Below are 19,143 nucleotides of genomic sequence, written 5' to 3'. Positions count from 1 at the left end.
AACATCAGTCAGATCATGGCCGTCCTCTTTGCGGTCCTGATGATGACGTCGATGATCGCCTGGGGCGCGCTCGCGGCGTTCTGAGCGACGCTCACCGTCGGCGACGACTCCTTCGAGGCGTACTGCTCGGGTACAGTGACTCTTCGTGTTCTGGGGCTGCTTCCTCTCTCGAGCGGGCACGCTGTCAGTCCGTGTCCCAGACGTCAGCCAGCGGACTCGAGCGCGAGCCGCCATCGTCCCCGTCTCCGTCCCCGTTGCTCGAGCGGCCGTACCGGAATCCGCTGCCAGAACCGTTTCGAGTGCTGGTCCCGGAACTAGCCGCGGTCGACCCCGTTCGAGACCCGCCGCCTGCCCGTCCCGCACTCGAGCCGGCCGACTTACCCGTCGGCGTCGACCCCCCGAGTGCCGCCTGCGGATCGAACGGCGGCAACTCCGGCGTTTGCATTCGGTCGACCTGCTCTGTGAACCAGTCGGGCATGTCGGTGCGGGCCCGCTCGAAGCAATCGAGCAGGCTCGAGTCGGCGAGGTAGGTCGCGCCGTGGTCGTCGGGCGCGCGGACGACTCGCCCGCAAGCCTGGATGACGGTTCGCAGCGCCGCCCGGAAGTACCAGGCCCACTGGCCCTCCTCGAGGCGGTGGGCGACGCGAGAGTCGCTCGTGTTGAGGAAGGGGGCCTTGCAGATGACCTGCCACCGACAAAGGTCGCCCTTGAGGTCGAGGGCTTCCTCCATCTTGACCGAGATGAAGACGTCGGGATCGTCACTGGCTTTCCAGGACTCGAAGTCGGCGTCGCGGCCGTCACGGTCGTGGACGCGGATGCGCTCGCCGACGCCGAAATCGCGGAGGAGTTCGGCCAGCTGGGCCTGGATGTCGTAAGAGTGGGCGTGAATCAGTCCCTTCTCGTCGGGGTGGCGGGCCATCAGCCGGACGATCGTCCGCGCGATTTTGGGGATGGTCTCCGAGCGGTGCTCGTAGGTCATCTTCCCCTGGGTGACGTCGTACAGCGGGCGGTTTTCGACGGGGAACGTGTGCTCGACGTCCACCAGCGCGACGTTGCTCGGGTCGAGGCCGACGTGTCGGCAGAAGGCGTCCTTGTTGAGGATGGTCGCCGAGAGGAGCGCGAACTTGTTGCCCCGGTCCCAGACGGTGTGGGCGAGGTACTTCTCGGGGTTCATCGGCTTGATCGTCAGCGGTCCGCCCTGCTCGTCCCCGTCGTCGTCACCGCCGCCACCGTCGCTCGAGTCCGCGTCGCTCTGGTCGACCAGCCACGTCGTCGGACTCTGGGGGTCCCGGTAGTCTCTGACGAACCACTCGAGTTCGCCGATGAGTTCCTGGAGGCGGTCGCGTTCGCGGACCTCGCCGGGGGTGAGCGACTGCTGACCGAGCAGGTCGTCTTTGCGGCGTTCGCAGGTACCGGCGAGGTTCTCGGCGTAGCGAGCGGCGCGGTCGATCGAGTCGACTTGCGGGACGCGCAACTCGTCCCAGAACGGAACGGTTCGCGGCCCGAGCTGGATCGTCGCGTACATTTCGGCCCACTCGGCTAAGCCGTGGGCCTCGTCGATCACGACGACGTCACGCTTGCGGAACACCTCGCTGCCGGCGGTCTGCATGAAGTACGCGAGCGTCATCGCTGCGATCTCTCGGTTGGAGGCGATCGCCCGGTCGGAGAAGTACGGACAGCGGTGTTTGACCGCACAGTCGTAGCCCCGTTCGCGCACGCAGGGGGCCTGGTCGACCGGGGTCCGTTCCTCGTGTGGAAGGATGCAGGTGTAGTTCGACTTCCCGCGGATGATGTTCAGATCGGAGAGGAGGTCGTCCTCGGCGACGTCGTCGAGCTGTGAAACCTGCGGGGTCGTGTAGTAGGCACCCGTGGCCTCGCTCGGTGCTGCCTCGTCGATTTCGCGGGCACAGCCGGCGACCGCTCGCGCCAGCAGCGACTTGCCGCTGCCGGTCGGTGCGCGCACGAGGACGACGTCGTTACCAGCCGCGAACGCGTCGCGGATGTCCCGGAGGGCTTGCTCCTGGGCCCCGCGATAACTCGGTGCGGGGAAGGCCTCGAAGATCCGGTCGGGGTTCACCGTCTCCGTGCTTGCACGTGCCGGCCCTAAAGACTATCTTTCCGCCGCCCCGCGATTCGCGGGACACGAGGGCTGGTATCGCTTGCCTACCTGCCCGTCGGCGTCCATTTCGTCGCCGTAGGCCGGGGTTACGACCGGGTAGCCGACCGATTACAAATACGAAATCCGCCTTCGGATCGACGTGCGGAAGGGTCGCTCAGCGGTAGAGCACCGCGGTGCCACCTGGCCCGCGGCGGCTTCACAGCCTCGTGGCGTTCAAATCCCACCCCTTCCGCTTCGGACGCCATGGTGGCGGAGTCGCCCGCTAACCAGCGTCCACAGTGCCGTGCCGTCGATCACGGCTGCGATCTGCGACCGTGCCCGCACCCTCGGTGGGCTGCGTGCCAGTGTCCGCCTCCCCCAAACACCCCTACCCGTTCTTTCCCCTGTCCGTCCCGGAACCATTCGCCCCGAGCGCAGGCACTCGAGCGCCGGACCCGTATCCACCCGCTCACGCCGACCGCAGGCGCGACGTCTCCTCGTCGACCTGCTCGAGACGATCGACGTCGCCCTCGGCTGGCTCGTCGGGGAGCACCTGCAGACAGGGGTAACACAGCAGGTACTCGGCCCCGTCGTCGAACTCGAGGGTCATCGCCGTGCCCGCGCTGCCGTCGTCCTGACCGAACGTCCAGAGGTTCTCCATGCCGCCCGCGACGCTGACCCGTCGCCCACAGCCGTCGCAGGTGTGCCGTGCCATGTCCTCCGGTCGGGGCTCCGGTGGGAAAGTCGTTCCCCTGGGCGAGAGGGACCGTGGTCGGCGACGACCCCTGCTCGAGCCTGAACCGCTCCTCACTGAGGGCACGACTTACGTCGATGGGTCCCGTAGTCCACTGGCGATGGAGGTGAACTGCGAGGGCTGTGCGGGCTGTTGTATGGACTGGCGCGGACTCCTGTCGGGTACCGATCCCGAGGATCGCGAACGCGACGGCTCCACTCGAGGTGGCTACGGTCCCCGCGCCACCCGTGGCGGTCGCGGGCCGTTCGTCGCAGCGGAAGCCGCCGATGACGTCGATACCCCTGACCGTGAGGCCGGGGACGCCCCACGCCGTCAGCCCCTCGACGACGACCCAAACTTCGTCCCGCTCACTCGAGACGAGGTCCGGGCGTTCCTCGAGGCGGGGCTGGCTGCGGCCCTGACGCCTCGCTTTTTCACCGTCAGCGACGAGTGCGAGGGTCTCGAGATCGACGGACGCTCGGTCGCCGCAGTCGCGGGTCGGCCGGCGTTCCTCGTCGGCCTGCGAAAACCCTCCAAACCCGTCGCGCCGTTCGGTCGCGACGAGCCCGTGTGGCTCCCGACCTGCGTCTTCCTCGATCCGACGACGCTCCAGTGTCGGATCCACGACTCCGACCTGTTCCCGGCCGAGTGCGGGGCCTACCCGGCCCACACCCTCGCGCTCGAGGCCGAGCCGGAGTGTCGCCGCGTCGAGGCCGTCGCCGGCGGCGACCGCCTCATAGACGACGAGGTTCCCGGCCCGGGAGACCTCGAGGACCTGCTGCTCGGCACGCAGGCGATCGGACAGAAGCTCTTCTGTCACCCCGATCCCGACGCACTCGAGGGCGTCATCGAGCGGCTCGCTGCTGGCGAGGCGACCCGCGAGGATCGGGCGACGTGTCTGGCCGTCGCGGCCGCCTCGAGCCCCGGTACGTTCGCGATTTCCGAGTATCACCGCGAGTGGGGCCGGGAGCAGGCACTCGATGAGCCAGCCGAGACGGACGGCGCTACCTGGGTCGAACCCGCGATCTGCGAGTGGCACCGTCGCCGAGAGCGAGCGGACGGAACGCCGTCACCAGCCGTCGCAGTCGAAATCGAGGAGGCTCGCGGCGCACCGACGACGCCGGGATGGGACGATCTCGAGTGATCGGCTGCAGCGCGTTCGTGGCGATGGTTAAGCCGGCAGCGACCCAAACGCAGGCATGAACGTACTCGTGACGGGGGCGACGGGATTCGTCGGTGGTCGACTCGTGGCCGCGTTGCTTGCAGAGACCGACCACGAGGTGACCGTCCTCGTGCGAGATGCCGACGGCTACGAGCCGCCGGGTGAGCTCACCGTCGTCGAAGGCGACGTCCTCGAGCCGGGAAGCTTCGAGCCGGCGCTCGAGGACGTCGACGTCGCTTTCTACCTGATTCACGCGATGGACGCGAGCGGCGACTTCGCCGGACGGGATCGACGCGCCGCCCGGAACTTCGAACGGGCGGCGACTGGCGCAGGACTCGAGCGGGTGATCTACCTGAGCGGACTCGGCAGCGACGTGGACGAACTCTCGGCACATCTTGCCTCCCGGCGCGAGGTCGAATCGGTGCTGGCAGACGGGGCTGCCGAGGTGACCGTCCTCCGGGCCGCGATCATCGTCGGTGACGGGAGCGCGAGCTTCCGGTTGCTGACACAGCTTGCAACCCGACTCCCGGTGATGGTGACGCCCCGGTGGATTCACACGGAGTGTCAGCCGATCGCGATCGACGACGTCGTTGCCTACTGTCTGGCCGTCCTCGAGCGACCGGAGACGGCCGGAGAGACCTACGAAATCGGTGGCCCGGACGTCCTCACCTACCGTGAGCTGTTGATCAGGACTGCCGAAATCGTCGTCGGTCGCCGCCCGCTGATCGTCCCGGTTCCGGTGTTGAGTCCCAGAGTCTCGGCGTACTGGGTCGGGCTGGTCACCGACGTGTCACCGACGGTTGCCTATCCACTGATCGACGGCCTTCGAAACCCCGTGGTCGTCGACGACGACCGGTTGAAACGGCTGGTCGGGCTCGAGCCGACGCCGTTCGACGTCGCCGTCAGACGGGCCGCGGGGCTCGAAGTCGACGGGGACGCTGCCGAGACGACGGTATCCGGTGGGCGGATCGCCGAATGACGTCGACTTCGCGCCCGGAGTACGGCGAGACCTGGGTATACGAGAGCCTCCTCGGGACGGTGCCGGGGCTGCGAGTCGCTGCACGGACGGCGATTGCGATCCAGTTCGTCGGATTCGAGGCTGCGATCCTGATCGTCGCGGCCGTCTACGACCTCTGGGCGGCCGTGATTCCCGGGACCGTCGCCGTCGCTGTCGCCACGATCGGGAGCTGGCTCATGGTGCGATTCAGCCGCCGAGTGCGCGATCTACCGACGCCGACGGGGTACCGGCGGCTCCTGTTCGGCTCGAGTATCGACGTCGTTCTCGGCGTGTTCGCGTTCGTGGCACTCGTCACGTACCTGTTCGTGCTCGACCCGGCTGGGAGCGACAACGGGCTCGTCACCGAACTGTTCGGGGCGGAGCCGCCGGCGATCGCTGTTGCACTGGCGTTGCTCGTGCTGTGGGACGTCGTCTATCGGATCGGAACCTGCTGGTGGGCGAGCGTCGTCGGGCTCTGGCGTGCGCTCGTCTACGAGTTCGACGCGGAGACGGCACGAGGCTACCGGCGGGTCGACGCGCTGAACGTCGGCTTCGCGGGAGTGCAGTTACTGCTGGTTCCGTTTCTGGTCGAGCACCCGCTTTTGCTCGCGACGCTCTGTGGACACGTCGTCGCGGTGGTCGTCGTCGCAACACTGTCGATGGCACTCGGGCGGAGCGATGAGACGAACGGACGAAAACCAGTCGGCAAGCGCTAGTCCGTCTTGATCTCTTCGAACTTGCTGAGCAGTTCCTCTGCAGAGTCGCCCGAGTCGTACTCGACTTCGCCGTGGTAGATCGTCCGCTCGTCGTCGAAGTCCGCGTCCACTCTCGAGGCCTGCTTTTCACGGCGCTCGTGCTCGTCTTCGTCATAGGCACCCATTGACATGGTAGGTATACACACATTGGCGACTGTCGCACATGAATGTAACGGTCGTTCATCCACGCTCGCTGAAACGTCTGAATCGGGTGACCATCGCCGAGTTCTCGTCACACTCGGTGACTTCTCGAGGGCTGGGTGTCGGCACAACGAACAGTATATCCGGCACCGTCTCCTATCGACAGGCGTGGCACGGCCGCTTCGCTTTCGATACTCGCCCACACACTGGAGCGAGCAACGCGTCAGACAGAAGATACTCCAGCCGCTCCGGTCGAACATCGGCGCTCGAGCCGTCGCTCCGCGGTTCGAGATCGGCGGCAACTGGGAGACCCACCGCTTCGAGATGAAAAACGGCGACCTCGCGCTGTTCGCCCGCAACGGCGAGGAAGCCTACTGGATGGGCAATACGGAGACGCCCTCCTCGCTGTGGCGCACCGACAAGTTCGGCTGGCGGGAGGTGCCCTATCACGTCTCGCGGTGGACCCAGCGAGAACTGCTCGCGACGCTCCACGAGGAGGACCCGTGGCTCGCCGACTACCCGCACCTCTCGTGGTACTTCCTCCCGGTGTTCATGTCCAAGGACGGCCGCGACGCGACCCGTGCATTTTTCCGTGAACACGCCGCCGGCTTCCCCGACGCCGGTCGGCGCGAGACGACCCGGTACGTCGAGGATCTGCTCGCGACCGGCGCGTTAGACGAGTACCGACACGTCATGTCCGGAAAACTCGGCACGAGCAGCCACGTCGACCGCGTCCGTATGAGCGCCGCCGTCGGCGAGTTCATCGCCGCGAAGATTCTCGTCGACGCCAGCTACGACGTCGAACCCGAGATCGAGGTCACGACGGGCCACTCACTCGACTTCCGGGCGACCGACGACGAGACGAACGTCCTCGTCGAGGTCACCCGTCCACAGCCGCCGACGAACCGCGCGGCCGCCGGTCCCGTCGCCGCCGTCCGCGACACTGCCGAGACGAAAACCGACGGCCAGCTCGCCCGCCACGGCGGCGGTGCCGTCCTCTTCGTCGACTGTTCGTCGTTCCGTGACGACGCCTGGAACGCCGTCCGCGGCGAACGCCCCGAGGTCCACCACCGCCCGGCCGTCGTCTACCGCGCGCGGCCGAACGGACGTGTCGAGGGCTACCGGAAAGGCTCGGTGCCCCTCGAGCTCGAGTCGGCGCTCGAGTTCGTCGACTGACGGCTGGCAGCGTTTTCGACGCCTGTTCCCGTTGCACCCGCTGTGATGGACGCATAGTTATATGGGCATCGGTGACATGGAACACGAACGACCATGCGAGCTGCAGTTCTCGAGGAACACGGTGAACCGTTATCGATCGAAGACGTCGACGCACCGGAGCCCGATGCGACGGGTGCCGTCGTGGAGGTAGAGGCCTGTGGCGTCTGTCGGAGCGACTGGCACGGCTGGCAGGGCGACTGGGGCTGGCTCGGGCTCGAGACACAGCCGGGACAGATCCTTGGCCACGAGCCCGCGGGAACGGTCGTCGCCGTCGGCGAGGAAGTCGAGAACGTCTCCGAGGGCGACCACGTCGCCGTCCCGTTCAACCTCGGCGACGGGACCTGTCACGAGTGTCGACGCGGCCACTCGAACACCTGCGAGAACGTGATGCCGCTTGGCTTCATCTCGGTCGTTCAGGGGGCCTTCGCCGAGCAGGTCCACGTTCCTGCAGCCGACCACAATCTCGTGGAACTCCCCGACGGCGTCTCCTCGGTCGACATGGCCGGGCTTGGCTGTCGATTCATGACGTCGTTTCACGCGCTGGCCCACCGTGCTGACGTGGACGCTGGGGACTGGGTCTCGGTCCACGGCGTCGGCGGCGTCGGCCTCTCGGCGGTCCACATCGCCGACGCGCTCGGCGCGAACGTGATCGCCGTCGACCTCGACGACGGCAAACTCGAGAAGGCGCGCGAACTGGGCGCAGTCGAAACGGTCAACGCGAGCGACGTCGACAACGTCGCCGCCCACGTCAAGGCGATCGCTGACGGCGGTGCGGACGTCTCGATGGACGCGCTGGGAATCCAGACGACCTCACAGAACTCCATCCAGAGTCTGGGGAACCGCGGCCAGCACATCCAGGTCGGGCTCACCACGCAGGACGAACAGGGGATGATCACCGTCCCCTCGGACGCGATGGTGATGCAGGAGATCGAGTTCATCGGCTCGCTGGGCATGCCACCGACCCGCTACGACGAGATCTTCAGGATGGTCGCGACCGGCAAACTCCGCCCCGCGGACGTCGTCTCGGAGACGATCGCCCTCGAGGACGTCTCCGACAAACTCGAGGCGATGACCGACTACGAGACGGAAGGGATTCCGGTCATCGACGAGTTCTGAGCGCCGGCTGTCGGTTCGCTTCGATCCGCTGGGGCGTCGACGCCCGAGTGGTTACCGTTCGAAGGCGTCCGGACGTACTGACCGCTCGACGGTAAACGGTGTCGCTGCGTCAGAAAAGTGAGCCACGCGCCTCGCCGGGGATACCCCTAGAACGAGACGACCTCGGGACCGTACGGGCTACCGACCGGGTTCGGGTCGCGGTCGCTGTAGCCGACGCGGCCGATTGCCTTGTCGCTCAGGGCACAGGTGACGGCGAACTCGACGTCTTCCTGCGTTTCGAAGGTTTCGCTCTCGAGGCGGGCGAGTACGTCGCCGACCGTTTCCGAGCCGTTGGGGAGTTCGAGGGTCCGGTCGCCGTAGGCCTCGATCAGTTCCTCGGTGGTTGCGGGGTACTCGTGGTCGTCGATGACCTCGCCAGCGCCGTTGGGCAACATTACGTCTCCTACTGTGTGAACAATGATTATAAACATTGTCCATAATCGTTTTCTAGGCACACCCCATTCCTTGTATGGCTTATATTGGCACGATCGATGGTGGCAGATCACGTCCGGTCGGCGTCGGTCGTCTCGAGAAACGCCTTTCTCCTGCCGCCTGCTCGAGTCCGTATGGTCTATGCGGATCTGCACGTCCACACGACGCGCTCTGACGGGGGGCTCGAACTCGAGGCCGTCCCTGCTGCTGCCCAGCGCGCCGGCGTGGACGTCGTCGCGGTGACCGACCACGATCGGCTCCAGCCGTTCGACGGCCCAACCGTCGAGCGCGACGGCGTAACGATCGTCCACGGCATCGAACTGCGCGTCGAACGCGAGACTGGCCAGCGACTCGACCTGCTGGGGTACGGCGTCGAGTCGACGTCCGCCCTCGAGTCAGTGGTCGACCAGATCCAGGCGAACCGGATCGAACGCGGGCAGGCGATCGTCGACTGCGTCGAGGACCGTCTGGAGGTCGACCTCGGCGTGACCGTCACCGACGGCTTCGGTCGTCCGCATGTCGCCCGCGCGATCGACGCCCATCCCGACGCCGACTACGACTACGCCGACGCGTTCGCTCACCTGATCGGCAGCGACGGCCCGTGTTTCGTCCCTCGCGAGATTCCTTCGTTCGACCGCGGGCTCGAGGTCCTCTCCGGGGCCTGCCGGGTCGTTTCGCTGGCCCATCCACTCCGGTACAGCGATTCAGAAGGCGCACTCGAGATCGCCCCCGAACTCGACGCCGTCGAACGGTGGTATCCCTACGGACGGGACGTCGACGCCGGTCTCGCGCTCGTCGACGAGGTGCTCGAGCGCCACGACCTGCTCGCGACCGGCGGGAGTGACGCCCACGACGACGAGCTGGGGCGCGCCGGACTCTCTCGGGCGGCCTTCGAACGACTCGGGCTGTCGTGAGTGACAGTCTGCCGAACACTCTCGATCGGTGCCGCGAACCGGATAGCCGGGAGCGGAGGGTTCAATGCGACGTGGGCCATAGGACCGCTCATGCACTGCCACTACTGCGACCGCGAGGCCGCCTTCGCCGCCGAATCCGAAGGCCTCAAAGTCGGGCTCTGCGAGGAGCACTTCCGCGAGCGACTGCAGGAACTCGCCGAAGCCGATGGCCTCGAGACGTTGAAAGAGAAAGTCGACGTCGACCGGGCCGAGTAAGGATTCTCCGCTGACTGTCGCTGGTTTCTCCGCGATCGACTCTCGAGTCAGGCCGTCCGACCGGCGTCGACGTCGATCGCGTCGACCGGACAGACGTCGACACAGAGCATACAGTCGATACACTGGGCCTCGTTGGTCGGTTCGGCCTTCTCCTCGCTCTCGGGATGTCCGGGCGTCTCGACCCACTCGAAGACGTCGACCGGACAGTCCTCGAGACAGGCACCGTCGGCGATACAGAGGTCGAAGTCGACGGCGACGTGGGTGCCGCGAATGCCGAGTTCCTCGGGTTCGTCGACGGGGCCCCAGACGGCGACGCCGTTTTCTTCACCGACCTTCTCGCGGTTCTCGTTGAACTGTGGATCTATGGCCATTGCTAACAGGTCCAGACGGTCGACGGGAACTTAAAAGTACGGACTCGCTGCATCTCGAGAATGGGCGGCCTACCGGTGTCTCACACCGTCGACCGGGCACCGTCGGGACGGCGTTTTTCCGCCTCGAGGTCGTCGACAGTGGTATGACCGACGCCGATCCGGCCGGTGGCCTCGACGCCCGCGAGCGACCGCCCCGACTGGTCTACGACGATGACTGCGGGTTTTGCACGTGGTGTGCCGAGTACGCGGCCGCGCGCGGCGAGTTCGAACTCGTGGGCTTCGAGGAACTCACGCCGGACCAGCTTGCGCGGCTCCCCGACGACTACGAGGAGTGTGCACACCTGTTGACGGCCGAGCGGGTCCACTCCTGTGGCGAAGCGATCGAGGAGACGCTCGCTCGCGTCGAGACGCCCTCCCGCTTTCTCGCTCGAGCGTTCCGCCGACTTCCCGGCAACGAGACGGTCCGGGAGTCCCTGTACCGGGAGGTCGCCGACCGTCGAGCACTGTTCGGCCGAGTCGCCAGTCGCACGCCGCCGGCGCGAGCCCCGGACGGCGAACGCGAGCGAACGGTGACACAGGATCGCGAGTAACCGCTCGAGCCCAGCTGCAACCGACGAACGATCCCTCGAGAGAGCGCATCGCTTTTGCGACCGCCGCGAGAACTCGGTGTATGGACCACACTCTCACCCACCGACCTCGGCGACTCCGACAGGACCGGGTTCGCGGTCTCGTCAGCGAGACGAGCCTCGAGCCGTCGGACTTCATCGCGCCGGTGTTCGTCGACGCGACGACCGACGAGCGCGTCCCGATCCAGTCGATGCCGGGCCACGAGCGCGTCCCGATCGACGAGAGCGTCGCCCGCGTCGAGGAGGTCCTCGAGACGGGCGTCGAGGCCGTCATGCTCTTTGGCATCCCCGAGTCCAAGGACCCCGACGGGACCCGCGCCTGGGTCGACGACGGCGTCGTCCAGGAAGCGACCCGACGGATCACGGCCGAGACCGACGCCTACGTCATCACCGACGTCTGCCTCTGTGAGTACACCGACCACGGCCACTGCGGGCCGCTCGAGGAGGAACTGCGCGGGGAAACGGGCCACGAACACGGCCCCGACTGCGAGCACGACCCCACGTTGACGGTCGACAACGACGCGACGCTCGAGGCGTTAGAGCGAATCGCCGTCTCTCACGCCGAGGCGGGGGCGGACATGGTCGCCCCCAGCGGGATGATGGACGGGATGGTCGCCGCGATGCGCGACGCGCTCGACCGCGAGGGCTACGAGCACGTCCCGATCATGAGCTACGCGGCGAAGTACGAGAGCGCGTTCTACGGCCCGTTCCGGGACGCGGCGGACGGCGCTCCCTCCTTCGGCGACCGCCGGCACTACCAGATGGACCCGGCGAACGCCCGCGAGGCCCTGCGAGAGGTCCGCCTCGACGTCGAACAGGGCGCAGACGTCCTGATGGTCAAACCCGCCCTCCCGTACCTCGACATCGTCGCCTCGCTGCGCCGGGAGTTCGACCACCCGATCGCCGCCTACAACGTCTCCGGTGAGTACGCCATGCTCCACGCCGCCGCCGAGAAGGGCTGGCTCGACCTCGAGGCCGTCGCCCACGAATCGCTGCTGTCGATCAAACGCGCCGGTGCCGACCTGATCCTCACCTACTTCGCCGAGGAGCTGGCCGAACGGCTCGAGTGATCTCGACCCCGCCACCCGAGTGGAGCGAGAAGTCGAAAGCCACGTGGCGTCGGCAACCGAATCACGGGTATGATCGCGATCTTTTCGGACACCCACAGCCACCGTGGGCACGAACTCACCGGCGAGGCGCTGGCGGCCGCTCGCGAGGCCGACGTCGTGATTCACGCGGGCGACTTCACCAGCGTCGCCGCGCTCGAGGCCTTCCAGAACGAGTGCGATCGATTCTACGCCGTCCACGGCAACGCCGACAGTGCCGCCGTCAGTGATCGCCTCCCGACGAGTCGCGTCCTCGAGGCCGGTGGCGTCCGCTTTGCCGTCACCCACCGACGCGACGGCAGCGAGACGGGACTGGCGATGTTCGGCCGGGCGGAGGCTGCCGACGTCGTCGTCTTCGGGCACAGCCACCGACCGACCGTGATCGACGCCGAGGACTGTCTCCTCCTGAACCCCGGCAGTCACGCCCAGCCGCGCGGGAACCGGCCGGGATTCGCCGTACTCGAGCCTGCAGTGGATGGCGAGGGCCGACTCGAGGGCGAGATCAGGGAACCGGACGGGACACTCCTCGAGTCGTTCGACGTCACGGGAACCGTCTGAGAAAATCGACGCGAGCGCACAGTCACCGAGAGCCCAACAGAAGTGGGGGCCGAACCGTCTCGAGTGTCAGCGGGGCTGGTGGATCGAGTGGGCGGGGTGAGGTCCGATGGGGCAGGTGGGGAGGGCTGTCGGGGGACCGAGGGCCGAAGCGAGTCAGCGGGAGTGGGGACCGCTCGCGGGCAGGGTGATCGTCGGGCGCTCCCTGGAACGCATGCTGGAGTACGGGCTTCCAGTCATTATACCCAGCGTAAGGTAAAAATCGGATTTTAGCTACGATGACTGGTCTCCACGCTCCCCTCGAGACGCTGTCTCTGTCGCGACCTTCGGGACCTTCTCCGTTGGATCTCCTGCCAACTCTCTGGTCACGTCCCGTCAGTTCCCGTCGCGACCATCCAGTACCGGATCGCGAGATACACCATGATGATGGCGAACGTAACCGCAAACAGGAGTTCGCCCGACTCCCACGAGACGTACAGCGCGATAGCGTTGAACGCGATGCCGACGACGTACAGCAGTCGGACGTGATAGCCCGTCACCGGGACTCACCCGCGCTGACGGTGGGTGCTCGGTCGACCATACCGACTTCTTCGGGAGCGCGACCAAAAACCCTCTCAAGCGACTCGAGTCCGTCACATGCTCTCGGGTCGGCATGACAGAACCCGGGAGGCAGAACCCGGGAACTGCACCCGAACTCGGGGATCCAGCCGACGATCAGAACTCGAGGTCGTCGCTCGAGACGACTTCGCCGAAGAGCCACTCGGCGTGATCGAGAGCGTACTCCCGGTGATCCTCCTCGATGTGGCCGATACAGTCTTCGACGAGGAGCGGCCGGAAGTCCCGCAGACCGGCGCTGCCGGCGGTGTGGAGCACGCAGACGTTCGCCAGCGTCCCGCAGAACACGAGATCCCTGATGCCGCGGGCGTTCAGCCACCCCTCGAGTTCCGTCTGATAGAAGGCGTCGTAGGTGTGCTTCTCGATCACGTGGTCCTCGTCTTCGACCGGCAGTTCCGCGACGATCTCGGCCTCCCACGACCCCTCGAGGACGTGTTCTCCCCACTGCTCGAACTCGTCGTAGTAGTGGGCGTCTGCGAACTGTTCGGGCGGGTGAACGTCTCGCGTGTAGAGCACCTGAACGCCGGCCTCGCGGGCGCGCTCGAGGAGGTCGGCGATCGGATCGATCGCGGCCTCGCTGCCCGGTGCGTACAGCGAGCCGTCGGGGTGACAGAAGCCGTTTTGCATGTCGACCACGACGACGGCCGTCTGTGCTGGCTCGAGGGTCGGGCTCATGTGTGGGGATTCGGATTCGGGCGTAAAAACGTTCGTGGCGGTGCTGTTGTGGTGGCCGAACCCCGACGGCTACACCGCTCGAGACCACCGACTCGACCGCCGAGGTAATCGGAAACGGTTCTCGCCGACCGCTGCACTTCAGGGTATGAATATGATATGAATGTGTATGGGTCAGGGTACGAAACGCCGCGTCGGCGACCGGGGGCAGGTCACGATCCCGAAGGAGCTTCGCGACGAATTCGACATCAGCGGCGGTGACGAGGTCGAAATCCGCGAAGAATCGGGAAAGATCGTCATCGAGAAACCGATCTCTCGAGCGGAGATGGCAGCCGGATACCGCGCACGGGCTGCCCACCTCCGACAACTCACCAACGAGATGGATGGCGTTTCACGAGAGGCCGACGAGTATCTCGGCGACGCGCCGGAGTGGGAGTAGATGGAGGTACGCCGGGGAGACATCGTAATCGTCGAACCCGATCCGACGGAAGGATCGGAGCAGCGCGGGACACGACCGTGTCTCGCCGTGCAGAACAACGTCGGGAACGAAAACGGCACCCACGACCATCATCGTTCCGTTCACGTCGTCGTTCGACGACGAACTGTATCCGTTCGAAGTGCTCGTGACGGCCGACGAAAGCAACCTCCGCGAGGACTCCGTCGCCATGTGCAGCCAGATCCGAACGGTGTCGATCGAACACCGGATCGAACGTGTCGTCGGGTCCATCCCCGACAAACGGATGGACGACGTCGATACCGCCCTCGAGTACAGTCTCGGATTGCGCAGCTCGTGGTAAGTTCCGCCGAACTGTACCACGACGACCAGTGGTAGCGTGGCCGTCCTCTCCCTGCCACGCGGCACGTGGACGATCACCGCGCTTTTTGTAGTCGCCTCCCTATCGAATGCTATCTCGCATGCACTCGAGCCGCAACCAGGTTCTCGCCATCCTCGCGGTGGCCGCAGTCGCCCTCCTCGCCGTTGCCCTCGCGTCCGGCGCGCTGTTCGCCGTCCTCCCGGGGGACGGCCCCAATCTTCTTGCCGACGACCGACCCGACGAACCGTCGACCAGCGAGACCGTCGGCTACGTCGAGGGCTACTGGTACGACGACGACCTCCCCGTCGACGACCGTGACTCGGCCGCGCTGACCGAGGACGAGCTCGAGGCGGTGGTCTACCGCTCGATGGCCCGCGTCGAGCACATCCGGGGGCTCACCTTCCAGGAGGAGGTGCCCGTCGAGGTCCTCTCCCGCGATGAGTTCCAGGAGGAAGCGGACCTCTTCGGGAACGTCACCGACGAGCAGCGGCTCCACCAGAACGTCTACCTCGAGGCGCTGTTCCTCGCCGACCGTGAGACGCCCGCCGATAGCGAGGTCGAAGCGCTCTACGACGGGACCGTCGGCGGCTACTACGACCCGGCGACGAACGAAATCGTCCTCGTCGCCGAGGACCCCGACGAACCCGAGACCGACGAGATCGTTCTCGGGCACGAACTCCTCCACGCCCTCCAGGATCAGCACTTCGATCTCTCACAGTACGATCGCGAGACGATCGACCAGGACGCCGCGAAGAACGGCCTGATCGAGGGCGACGCCGTCTGGGTCGAGACCGAGTACGCCGACCGGTGTGCGAGCGAGTGGGACTGCCTCGAGCCCAGCATCTCTGCCGGTGGCTCGCCTGCGATCAACTGGGGGCTGTACCTGATCGTCCTGCAGCCGTACGACGACGGCCCCGACTACGTCGATCACCTGCTCGAGGAGGGCGGCTGGGATGCCGTCGACGCGGCCTACGACGAGCCGCCAGCCAGCAGTTCCGAGATCATCCGGCCCGGCGACGAGCGCGAGCCGGTCTCGATCGACGTCGCGGACCGCTCGAGCGACGAGTGGCGACAGTACGAGATCGACGGCGCGGTCGCAAACGAGACCCTCGGCGAGGTCGGGAAAGCCTCCATGTTCGCCGCCGGCGCGGTCGACCCCGCCCGTCCCGGCGTCGTGAGCGAAGACGCGTTCTTCGAAGGCCGGACCGGCGTCCTCGCCGACCTCGACTACGATCAGCCCTACACCGACGGCTGGGCCGGCGACGAGTTCGTCACCTACGTCCACGAGGACGCCGACGCGACCGACGACCCCCTCGCAGCCGTCGAGCACAGTGGGTTCGTCTGGCAGAGCGAGTGGGTCTCCGAGGACGACGCCGCCGAGTTCGTCGACGGCTACGAGCAACTGCTCGAGTACCACGGTGCCGAGGAAATCGAGGTGGACGGCGGCGATGCCGACGTCTACGAGATCGACGAGAACTACCCCGGTGCCTACGCAATTACGCAGGACGACGAGACGGTGACGATCGTGCGTGCGCCCTCGGTCGACGACCTCGAGGACGTCGACGCCGGTGCAGTTGCTGGCGAGTAACCGTCTCCCGGCCTGTCCCGTCACGACGCGTCGGCCGCAGACGAGCACCTTTTTGCACTGCCCGGAAAACTCGAGGCCATGACACGCTCGTTCGGTACCGTTCCCGCCGAGGCGATCGCCGCGGGGACCGCGACCGACGCCTACTTCGAGCGCACCCGGACGACGCTCCAGCACGCCGGGAAGAACCCCCACGTCGTCGCCGAGGTGACCGCCGACCAGTTCCCCACCGGCGCGTTCGAGGTCTTCACCGGCGTCGCCGAGGCAGCCGAACTGCTCGCCGGGCGGGACGTCGACGTCGACGCCCTGCCGGACGGCCAGCTCTTCGACGGCGGCCCCGTCATGCGCATCGAGGGACCGTACCTCGCGTTCGCCGAACTCGAGACCGCCCTGCTCGGCCTCCTCTCACAGCCGAGCGGGTTCGCGACGGCCGCACTCGAGGCCCGGCTGGCTGCCCCTGACTCGCTCGTCCTTTCGTTCGGGGCCCGGCACGTCCACCCCGCTCTCGCGGCCGTCGTCGAGCGCGCGGCCCTGCTGGCTGGCTTCGACGGCTTCTCCCACGTCGCCGCGGGCGAGTTACTCGACCGGGAAGCCAGTGGAACGATGCCCCACGCGCTCATGTTCTGTTTCGGCGAGGGGAACCAGTCCGACGCCTGGCGGGCCTTCGACGAGGCCGTCCCCGAGGAGACCCCACGCATCGCGCTCGTCGACACCTTCTGGGACGAAAAAAGCGAGAGTTTGCTCGCGGCCGAAACGCTCGGCGACGACCTCGATGGCGTCCGCATCGACACGACCAGTTCTCGACGGGGCGACTTTCGCCACATCGTTCGCGAGGTCCGCTGGGAACTCGACGCCCGCGGCCACGAGGACGTCGATATCTTCTGTAGTGGCGGCCTCGGGCCCGAACAGCTCCACGACCTTCGGGGCCTCGCCGACGGCTTCGGCGTCGGTGGCCACATCACGAACCGCGATCCGGTCGACTTCAGTCTCGACATCGTCGAAATAGACGGGAAACCGATCTCCAAACGCGGCAAACTCTCTGGCGTCAAGGACGTCTATCGGACCGCCGAGGGCGGCCACCACGTCACGCTCGCCGACAGCGAGGGCCCCGACGACGGCGAGGCGCTGCTCGAGCCCCTGCTCCGCGACGGCGAGGTCGTCCGGGAGTTCGACCTCGAGGCCGCGACCGAGCGGTGTCTGGCCGACGCCGAGGCGGTCGGATTCGATCCGCTGGCCGGCGAGTAGGCCGTCTTCGCCACGTTGCCAGTACACACACGGTCACATCGGCTCGAGTCAGTGATCGATATTTCCAGAACGATAATCACGCTCCACAATTACTTCTACGCATGGCTGCACTTCGCCCGAACCCGACGACGTCGGGGGTCGAACTCGCGAACTGGCTCGGCCTTCGCCTCGTCGTCCTCGCTATCGGCTCGCTGTACGCGTGGTCGGTCCTCTCGAGTCTCCTCTCGTCGCTTGTGGGGCCCGACAGCGTGCTCGTCGCGGCTCTCGTCGTCGCTGCCGTGGCGCTGTGGATCGCTCTCCAGCTCTGGTTCGAGGCGACGACCGTCCTGATCGAGACGACGCTCGAGTCGCTGAGCGAAGACTGACCGACGATTGCCCGGCGAGCGAATCCGCAGCGAGACGCAGTGAGGTCTCTGCTGGCACGGTGACCGCCACCCCTACGAGAACACTCTCGTCGCTCGAGTTCAGACCTGCTCGACGCTGCCGTCGGCCTCGCGCTCGCGGAAGACCTGCCCTTCGAACAGCGTCACGATCACGTCGTCGTCCTCCCACGCCCCCGGCGCGAGTTTCGCCTTCCGGCACGTCCGGTCGAGGTACTCCCGTTCCGTCCAGCCGTTTTCGACCGGCACTGTCGGGTAGAGCCAGCCGCCCTCGCCGGCGTCGATTGCGACGCCGTGGGTACCGAGTTCGAGATCCGCCAGCGGATCGTCCGTCAGGACGACGTTCCGGACGGCACAGACCGAGACGGTCAGGTTCGGCAGCTCCGAGGGTGTCACTTCCGACCCACAGGAGTTCTCGCTCGCGGCCTCGATCGCCGAGTCGACGATCACGTGCCCGAGTTGCTCACCCGATCGATAGCCGCCGGCACAGCCCCGCAGGCTTCCGCGGCCGCGCGTAGACTCGAGTCGAACGAACGCCCCCGTTCGCTCGTAGAAGGCTTCGCGCATGCTGCCCGGCTGTTCTCGTTGCCCGTGTTGTACGTAGGATTCGACGGCTTCGCGCGCGAGTTCGACCGCCCGCGCACCGTCCTCGTAAGAGAGGTCGACGCCCTGTCGCTGGGACATACAGGTGTACATGGGAATACCGCTCCTAAAACGCTTCCATTGACTCGAGCCGCGAGTACCTACATACTTCGGGTGTTGGTTTATGCTTCTGAGCGACGCGGCCACTCGCCGCGAGCCAGCCGACCGAGTGACTTATTCGCGGCCAGCACCTACTTCGGCTGGGAGAGAGAGCCTGGCCGCCGCGGCGAGTGTGTCGGTGACGACGCGCTCGTTCAGCGTGGGCCGACTCTTCGAGTCGTCCCACGCACGCGAGGAAAGTCCCCCCACCTGTTCGGGCAGGTGACCGGACGCAAGTCCGGAGTGGGAGACCACTGGCTCTGGAACAGAAACGACACGTCTCGGCCCGACCGATGATGCGCGCGAACCCGACCGCAAGGAAGGGGAGTGAACCCGCTGACGGGCCCGCAGTCGAAACTCGCGGTTCGAAACCGCAGACCGTGTCCGACACGGTCGACTGTGGACTGACGGCCGAGGATCGATGGAACGGCGAACCCTCACCGGTGCAAGTCCGCACCGTGGTAGCCCGAACGCCCCGCGGCCGCATCGAGGCCGCGGACGGCGCGGACGCTCAGCCGAATGCCGGGACGAACAGAAGGGGGCTTACTCCTCTCACCCGCTTTTCGTACTCGAGT

Annotated in this window: 22 protein-coding genes, 1 tRNA gene, 1 other RNA gene and 1 pseudogene; 17 read left to right on the top strand and 8 right to left on the bottom strand. The window is 66.6% G+C overall.

Features of this window, described 5'->3' with window-relative positions; genetic code table 11:
• Positions 1-184: 184 nt before the first annotated feature.
• Entirely contained in the window at positions 185-2,077 is a 1,893-nt protein-coding gene (locus B1756_RS07535) for an ATP-dependent DNA helicase (RefSeq protein WP_086887980.1), read from the bottom strand.
• 185 nt (positions 2,078-2,262) lie between these two features.
• On the opposite strand from B1756_RS07535, the gene B1756_RS07530 reads away from it, so the two are divergent.
• A tRNA-Gly gene (locus B1756_RS07530) sits at positions 2,263-2,351 on the top strand.
• A 216-nt stretch (positions 2,352-2,567) separates the two neighbouring features.
• Here the strand turns inward: B1756_RS07530 and B1756_RS07525 are convergent.
• Positions 2,568-2,813, bottom strand: a complete 246-nt coding sequence (locus B1756_RS07525) for a DUF7561 family protein (protein WP_086887979.1) — start codon at positions 2,811-2,813, stop codon at positions 2,568-2,570.
• 139 nt (positions 2,814-2,952) lie between these two features.
• Between B1756_RS07525 and B1756_RS07520 the strand changes: the two genes are divergently transcribed.
• The 3 genes from B1756_RS07520 to B1756_RS07510 are packed head-to-tail and all read left to right on the top strand — an operon-like array spanning position 2,953 to position 5,706.
• The gene (locus B1756_RS07520) at positions 2,953-3,975 is read left to right on the top strand and encodes a YkgJ family cysteine cluster protein (protein WP_086887978.1); all 1,023 of its coding nucleotides are present in this window, start codon (positions 2,953-2,955) and stop codon (positions 3,973-3,975) included.
• A 55-nt stretch (positions 3,976-4,030) separates the two neighbouring features.
• Positions 4,031-4,972 (top strand): NAD(P)H-binding protein, encoded by a 942-nt coding sequence (locus tag B1756_RS07515; protein WP_086887977.1) that lies wholly within the window; start codon positions 4,031-4,033, stop codon positions 4,970-4,972.
• On the top strand, positions 4,969-5,706 hold the full coding sequence (locus B1756_RS07510; RefSeq protein ID WP_086887976.1) for a DUF7530 family protein: 738 nt from the start codon (positions 4,969-4,971) through the stop codon (positions 5,704-5,706). The genes B1756_RS07515 and B1756_RS07510 overlap by 4 nt, the downstream gene beginning before the upstream one ends.
• Here the strand turns inward: B1756_RS07510 and B1756_RS19595 are convergent.
• Positions 5,703-5,876 carry a DUF5786 family protein gene (locus B1756_RS19595; protein ID WP_228434535.1) on the bottom strand — a complete coding sequence of 58 codons (174 nt, stop codon included), beginning with the start codon at positions 5,874-5,876 and terminating at the stop codon, positions 5,703-5,705. The genes B1756_RS07510 and B1756_RS19595 overlap by 4 nt on opposite strands.
• A gap of 178 nt (positions 5,877-6,054) precedes the next feature.
• Between B1756_RS19595 and B1756_RS07505 the strand changes: the two genes are divergently transcribed.
• Together B1756_RS07505 and B1756_RS07500 are read left to right on the top strand one after the other, a co-directional pair.
• Positions 6,055-7,062 (top strand): DUF5784 family protein, encoded by a 1,008-nt coding sequence (locus B1756_RS07505; protein ID WP_086887975.1) that lies wholly within the window; start codon positions 6,055-6,057, stop codon positions 7,060-7,062.
• 93 nt (positions 7,063-7,155) lie between these two features.
• Entirely contained in the window at positions 7,156-8,217 is a 1,062-nt protein-coding gene (locus B1756_RS07500; RefSeq protein WP_086887974.1) for a zinc-dependent alcohol dehydrogenase family protein, read from the top strand.
• Positions 8,218-8,363: 146 nt separating this feature from the next.
• Here the strand turns inward: B1756_RS07500 and B1756_RS07495 are convergent, their stop codons facing one another.
• The gene (locus tag B1756_RS07495; protein ID WP_086887973.1) at positions 8,364-8,651 is read right to left on the bottom strand and encodes a DUF5789 family protein; all 288 of its coding nucleotides are present in this window, start codon (positions 8,649-8,651) and stop codon (positions 8,364-8,366) included.
• Positions 8,652-8,822: 171 nt separating this feature from the next.
• Between B1756_RS07495 and B1756_RS07490 the strand changes: the two genes are divergently transcribed.
• Together B1756_RS07490 and B1756_RS19590 are read left to right on the top strand one after the other, a co-directional pair.
• Positions 8,823-9,602, top strand: coding sequence for a PHP domain-containing protein (locus tag B1756_RS07490; RefSeq protein WP_086890091.1), 780 nt, complete (start codon positions 8,823-8,825; stop codon positions 9,600-9,602).
• Positions 9,603-9,692: 90 nt separating this feature from the next.
• The gene (locus B1756_RS19590; RefSeq protein ID WP_186336514.1) at positions 9,693-9,857 is read left to right on the top strand and encodes a DUF6757 family protein; all 165 of its coding nucleotides are present in this window, start codon (positions 9,693-9,695) and stop codon (positions 9,855-9,857) included.
• Between the two features lie 47 nt (positions 9,858-9,904).
• Here the strand turns inward: B1756_RS19590 and B1756_RS07485 are convergent, their stop codons facing one another.
• Positions 9,905-10,228 (bottom strand): 4Fe-4S dicluster domain-containing protein, encoded by a 324-nt coding sequence (locus B1756_RS07485; RefSeq protein WP_086887972.1) that lies wholly within the window; start codon positions 10,226-10,228, stop codon positions 9,905-9,907.
• 143 nt (positions 10,229-10,371) lie between these two features.
• Here B1756_RS07485 and B1756_RS07480 point away from each other — a divergent pair, with 143 nt between their 5' ends.
• From B1756_RS07480 to B1756_RS07470, 3 genes are all read left to right on the top strand, one after another.
• Positions 10,372-10,818 carry a thiol-disulfide oxidoreductase DCC family protein gene (locus B1756_RS07480; RefSeq protein WP_086887971.1) on the top strand — a complete coding sequence of 149 codons (447 nt, stop codon included), beginning with the start codon at positions 10,372-10,374 and terminating at the stop codon, positions 10,816-10,818.
• Between the two features lie 80 nt (positions 10,819-10,898).
• On the top strand, positions 10,899-11,924 hold the full coding sequence (hemB, locus tag B1756_RS07475; RefSeq protein ID WP_086887970.1) for a porphobilinogen synthase: 1,026 nt from the start codon (positions 10,899-10,901) through the stop codon (positions 11,922-11,924).
• A 69-nt stretch (positions 11,925-11,993) separates the two neighbouring features.
• Positions 11,994-12,518, top strand: coding sequence for a metallophosphoesterase (locus B1756_RS07470; protein WP_086887969.1), 525 nt, complete (start codon positions 11,994-11,996; stop codon positions 12,516-12,518).
• A gap of 362 nt (positions 12,519-12,880) precedes the next feature.
• Here B1756_RS07470 and B1756_RS19370 read toward each other — a convergent pair whose 3' ends face one another.
• On the bottom strand, positions 12,881-13,054 hold the full coding sequence (locus tag B1756_RS19370; protein ID WP_161493155.1) for a hypothetical protein: 174 nt from the start codon (positions 13,052-13,054) through the stop codon (positions 12,881-12,883).
• Between the two features lie 175 nt (positions 13,055-13,229).
• Entirely contained in the window at positions 13,230-13,805 is a 576-nt protein-coding gene (locus tag B1756_RS07465; RefSeq protein WP_086887968.1) for a cysteine hydrolase family protein, read from the bottom strand.
• A gap of 166 nt (positions 13,806-13,971) precedes the next feature.
• Here B1756_RS07465 and B1756_RS07460 point away from each other — a divergent pair, with 166 nt between their 5' ends.
• The 5 genes and pseudogenes from B1756_RS07460 (at position 13,972) to B1756_RS07440 (ending at position 17,812) form a co-directional block, all read left to right on the top strand.
• The gene (locus tag B1756_RS07460; protein WP_086890090.1) at positions 13,972-14,241 is read left to right on the top strand and encodes an AbrB/MazE/SpoVT family DNA-binding domain-containing protein; all 270 of its coding nucleotides are present in this window, start codon (positions 13,972-13,974) and stop codon (positions 14,239-14,241) included.
• Positions 14,242-14,599 (top strand): annotated as a pseudogene (locus B1756_RS07455) (type II toxin-antitoxin system PemK/MazF family toxin).
• Positions 14,600-14,717: 118 nt separating this feature from the next.
• Entirely contained in the window at positions 14,718-16,205 is a 1,488-nt protein-coding gene (locus tag B1756_RS07450) for an Hvo_1808 family surface protein (protein WP_086887967.1), read from the top strand.
• A 78-nt stretch (positions 16,206-16,283) separates the two neighbouring features.
• Positions 16,284-17,447, top strand: a complete 1,164-nt coding sequence (locus B1756_RS07445) for a nicotinate phosphoribosyltransferase (RefSeq protein ID WP_086887966.1) — start codon at positions 16,284-16,286, stop codon at positions 17,445-17,447.
• A gap of 101 nt (positions 17,448-17,548) precedes the next feature.
• Positions 17,549-17,812: a hypothetical protein gene (locus B1756_RS07440; protein ID WP_086887965.1), complete on the top strand. Its 264-nt coding sequence runs from the start codon at positions 17,549-17,551 to the stop codon at positions 17,810-17,812.
• A 99-nt stretch (positions 17,813-17,911) separates the two neighbouring features.
• On the opposite strand, the gene B1756_RS07435 is transcribed toward B1756_RS07440, so the two are convergent.
• Complete coding sequence (locus B1756_RS07435; RefSeq protein ID WP_086890089.1) at positions 17,912-18,511, bottom strand: TIGR00296 family protein; 600 nt, start codon at positions 18,509-18,511, stop codon at positions 17,912-17,914.
• A gap of 160 nt (positions 18,512-18,671) precedes the next feature.
• Between B1756_RS07435 and rnpB the strand changes: the two genes are divergently transcribed.
• Positions 18,672-19,126: RNase P RNA component (gene rnpB, locus B1756_RS07430), an RNA gene on the top strand.
• The last annotated feature ends 17 nt before the right edge of the window (positions 19,127-19,143 follow it).

Origin of the sequence: Natrarchaeobaculum aegyptiacum, from assembly GCF_002156705.1 — an archaeon.
Taxonomy (GTDB): Archaea; Halobacteriota; Halobacteria; order Halobacteriales; family Natrialbaceae; genus Natrarchaeobaculum; species Natrarchaeobaculum aegyptiacum.
The sequence above is the reverse complement of the archived record's forward strand: the minus strand, read 5'-3'. Positions and strand labels throughout refer to the sequence as shown.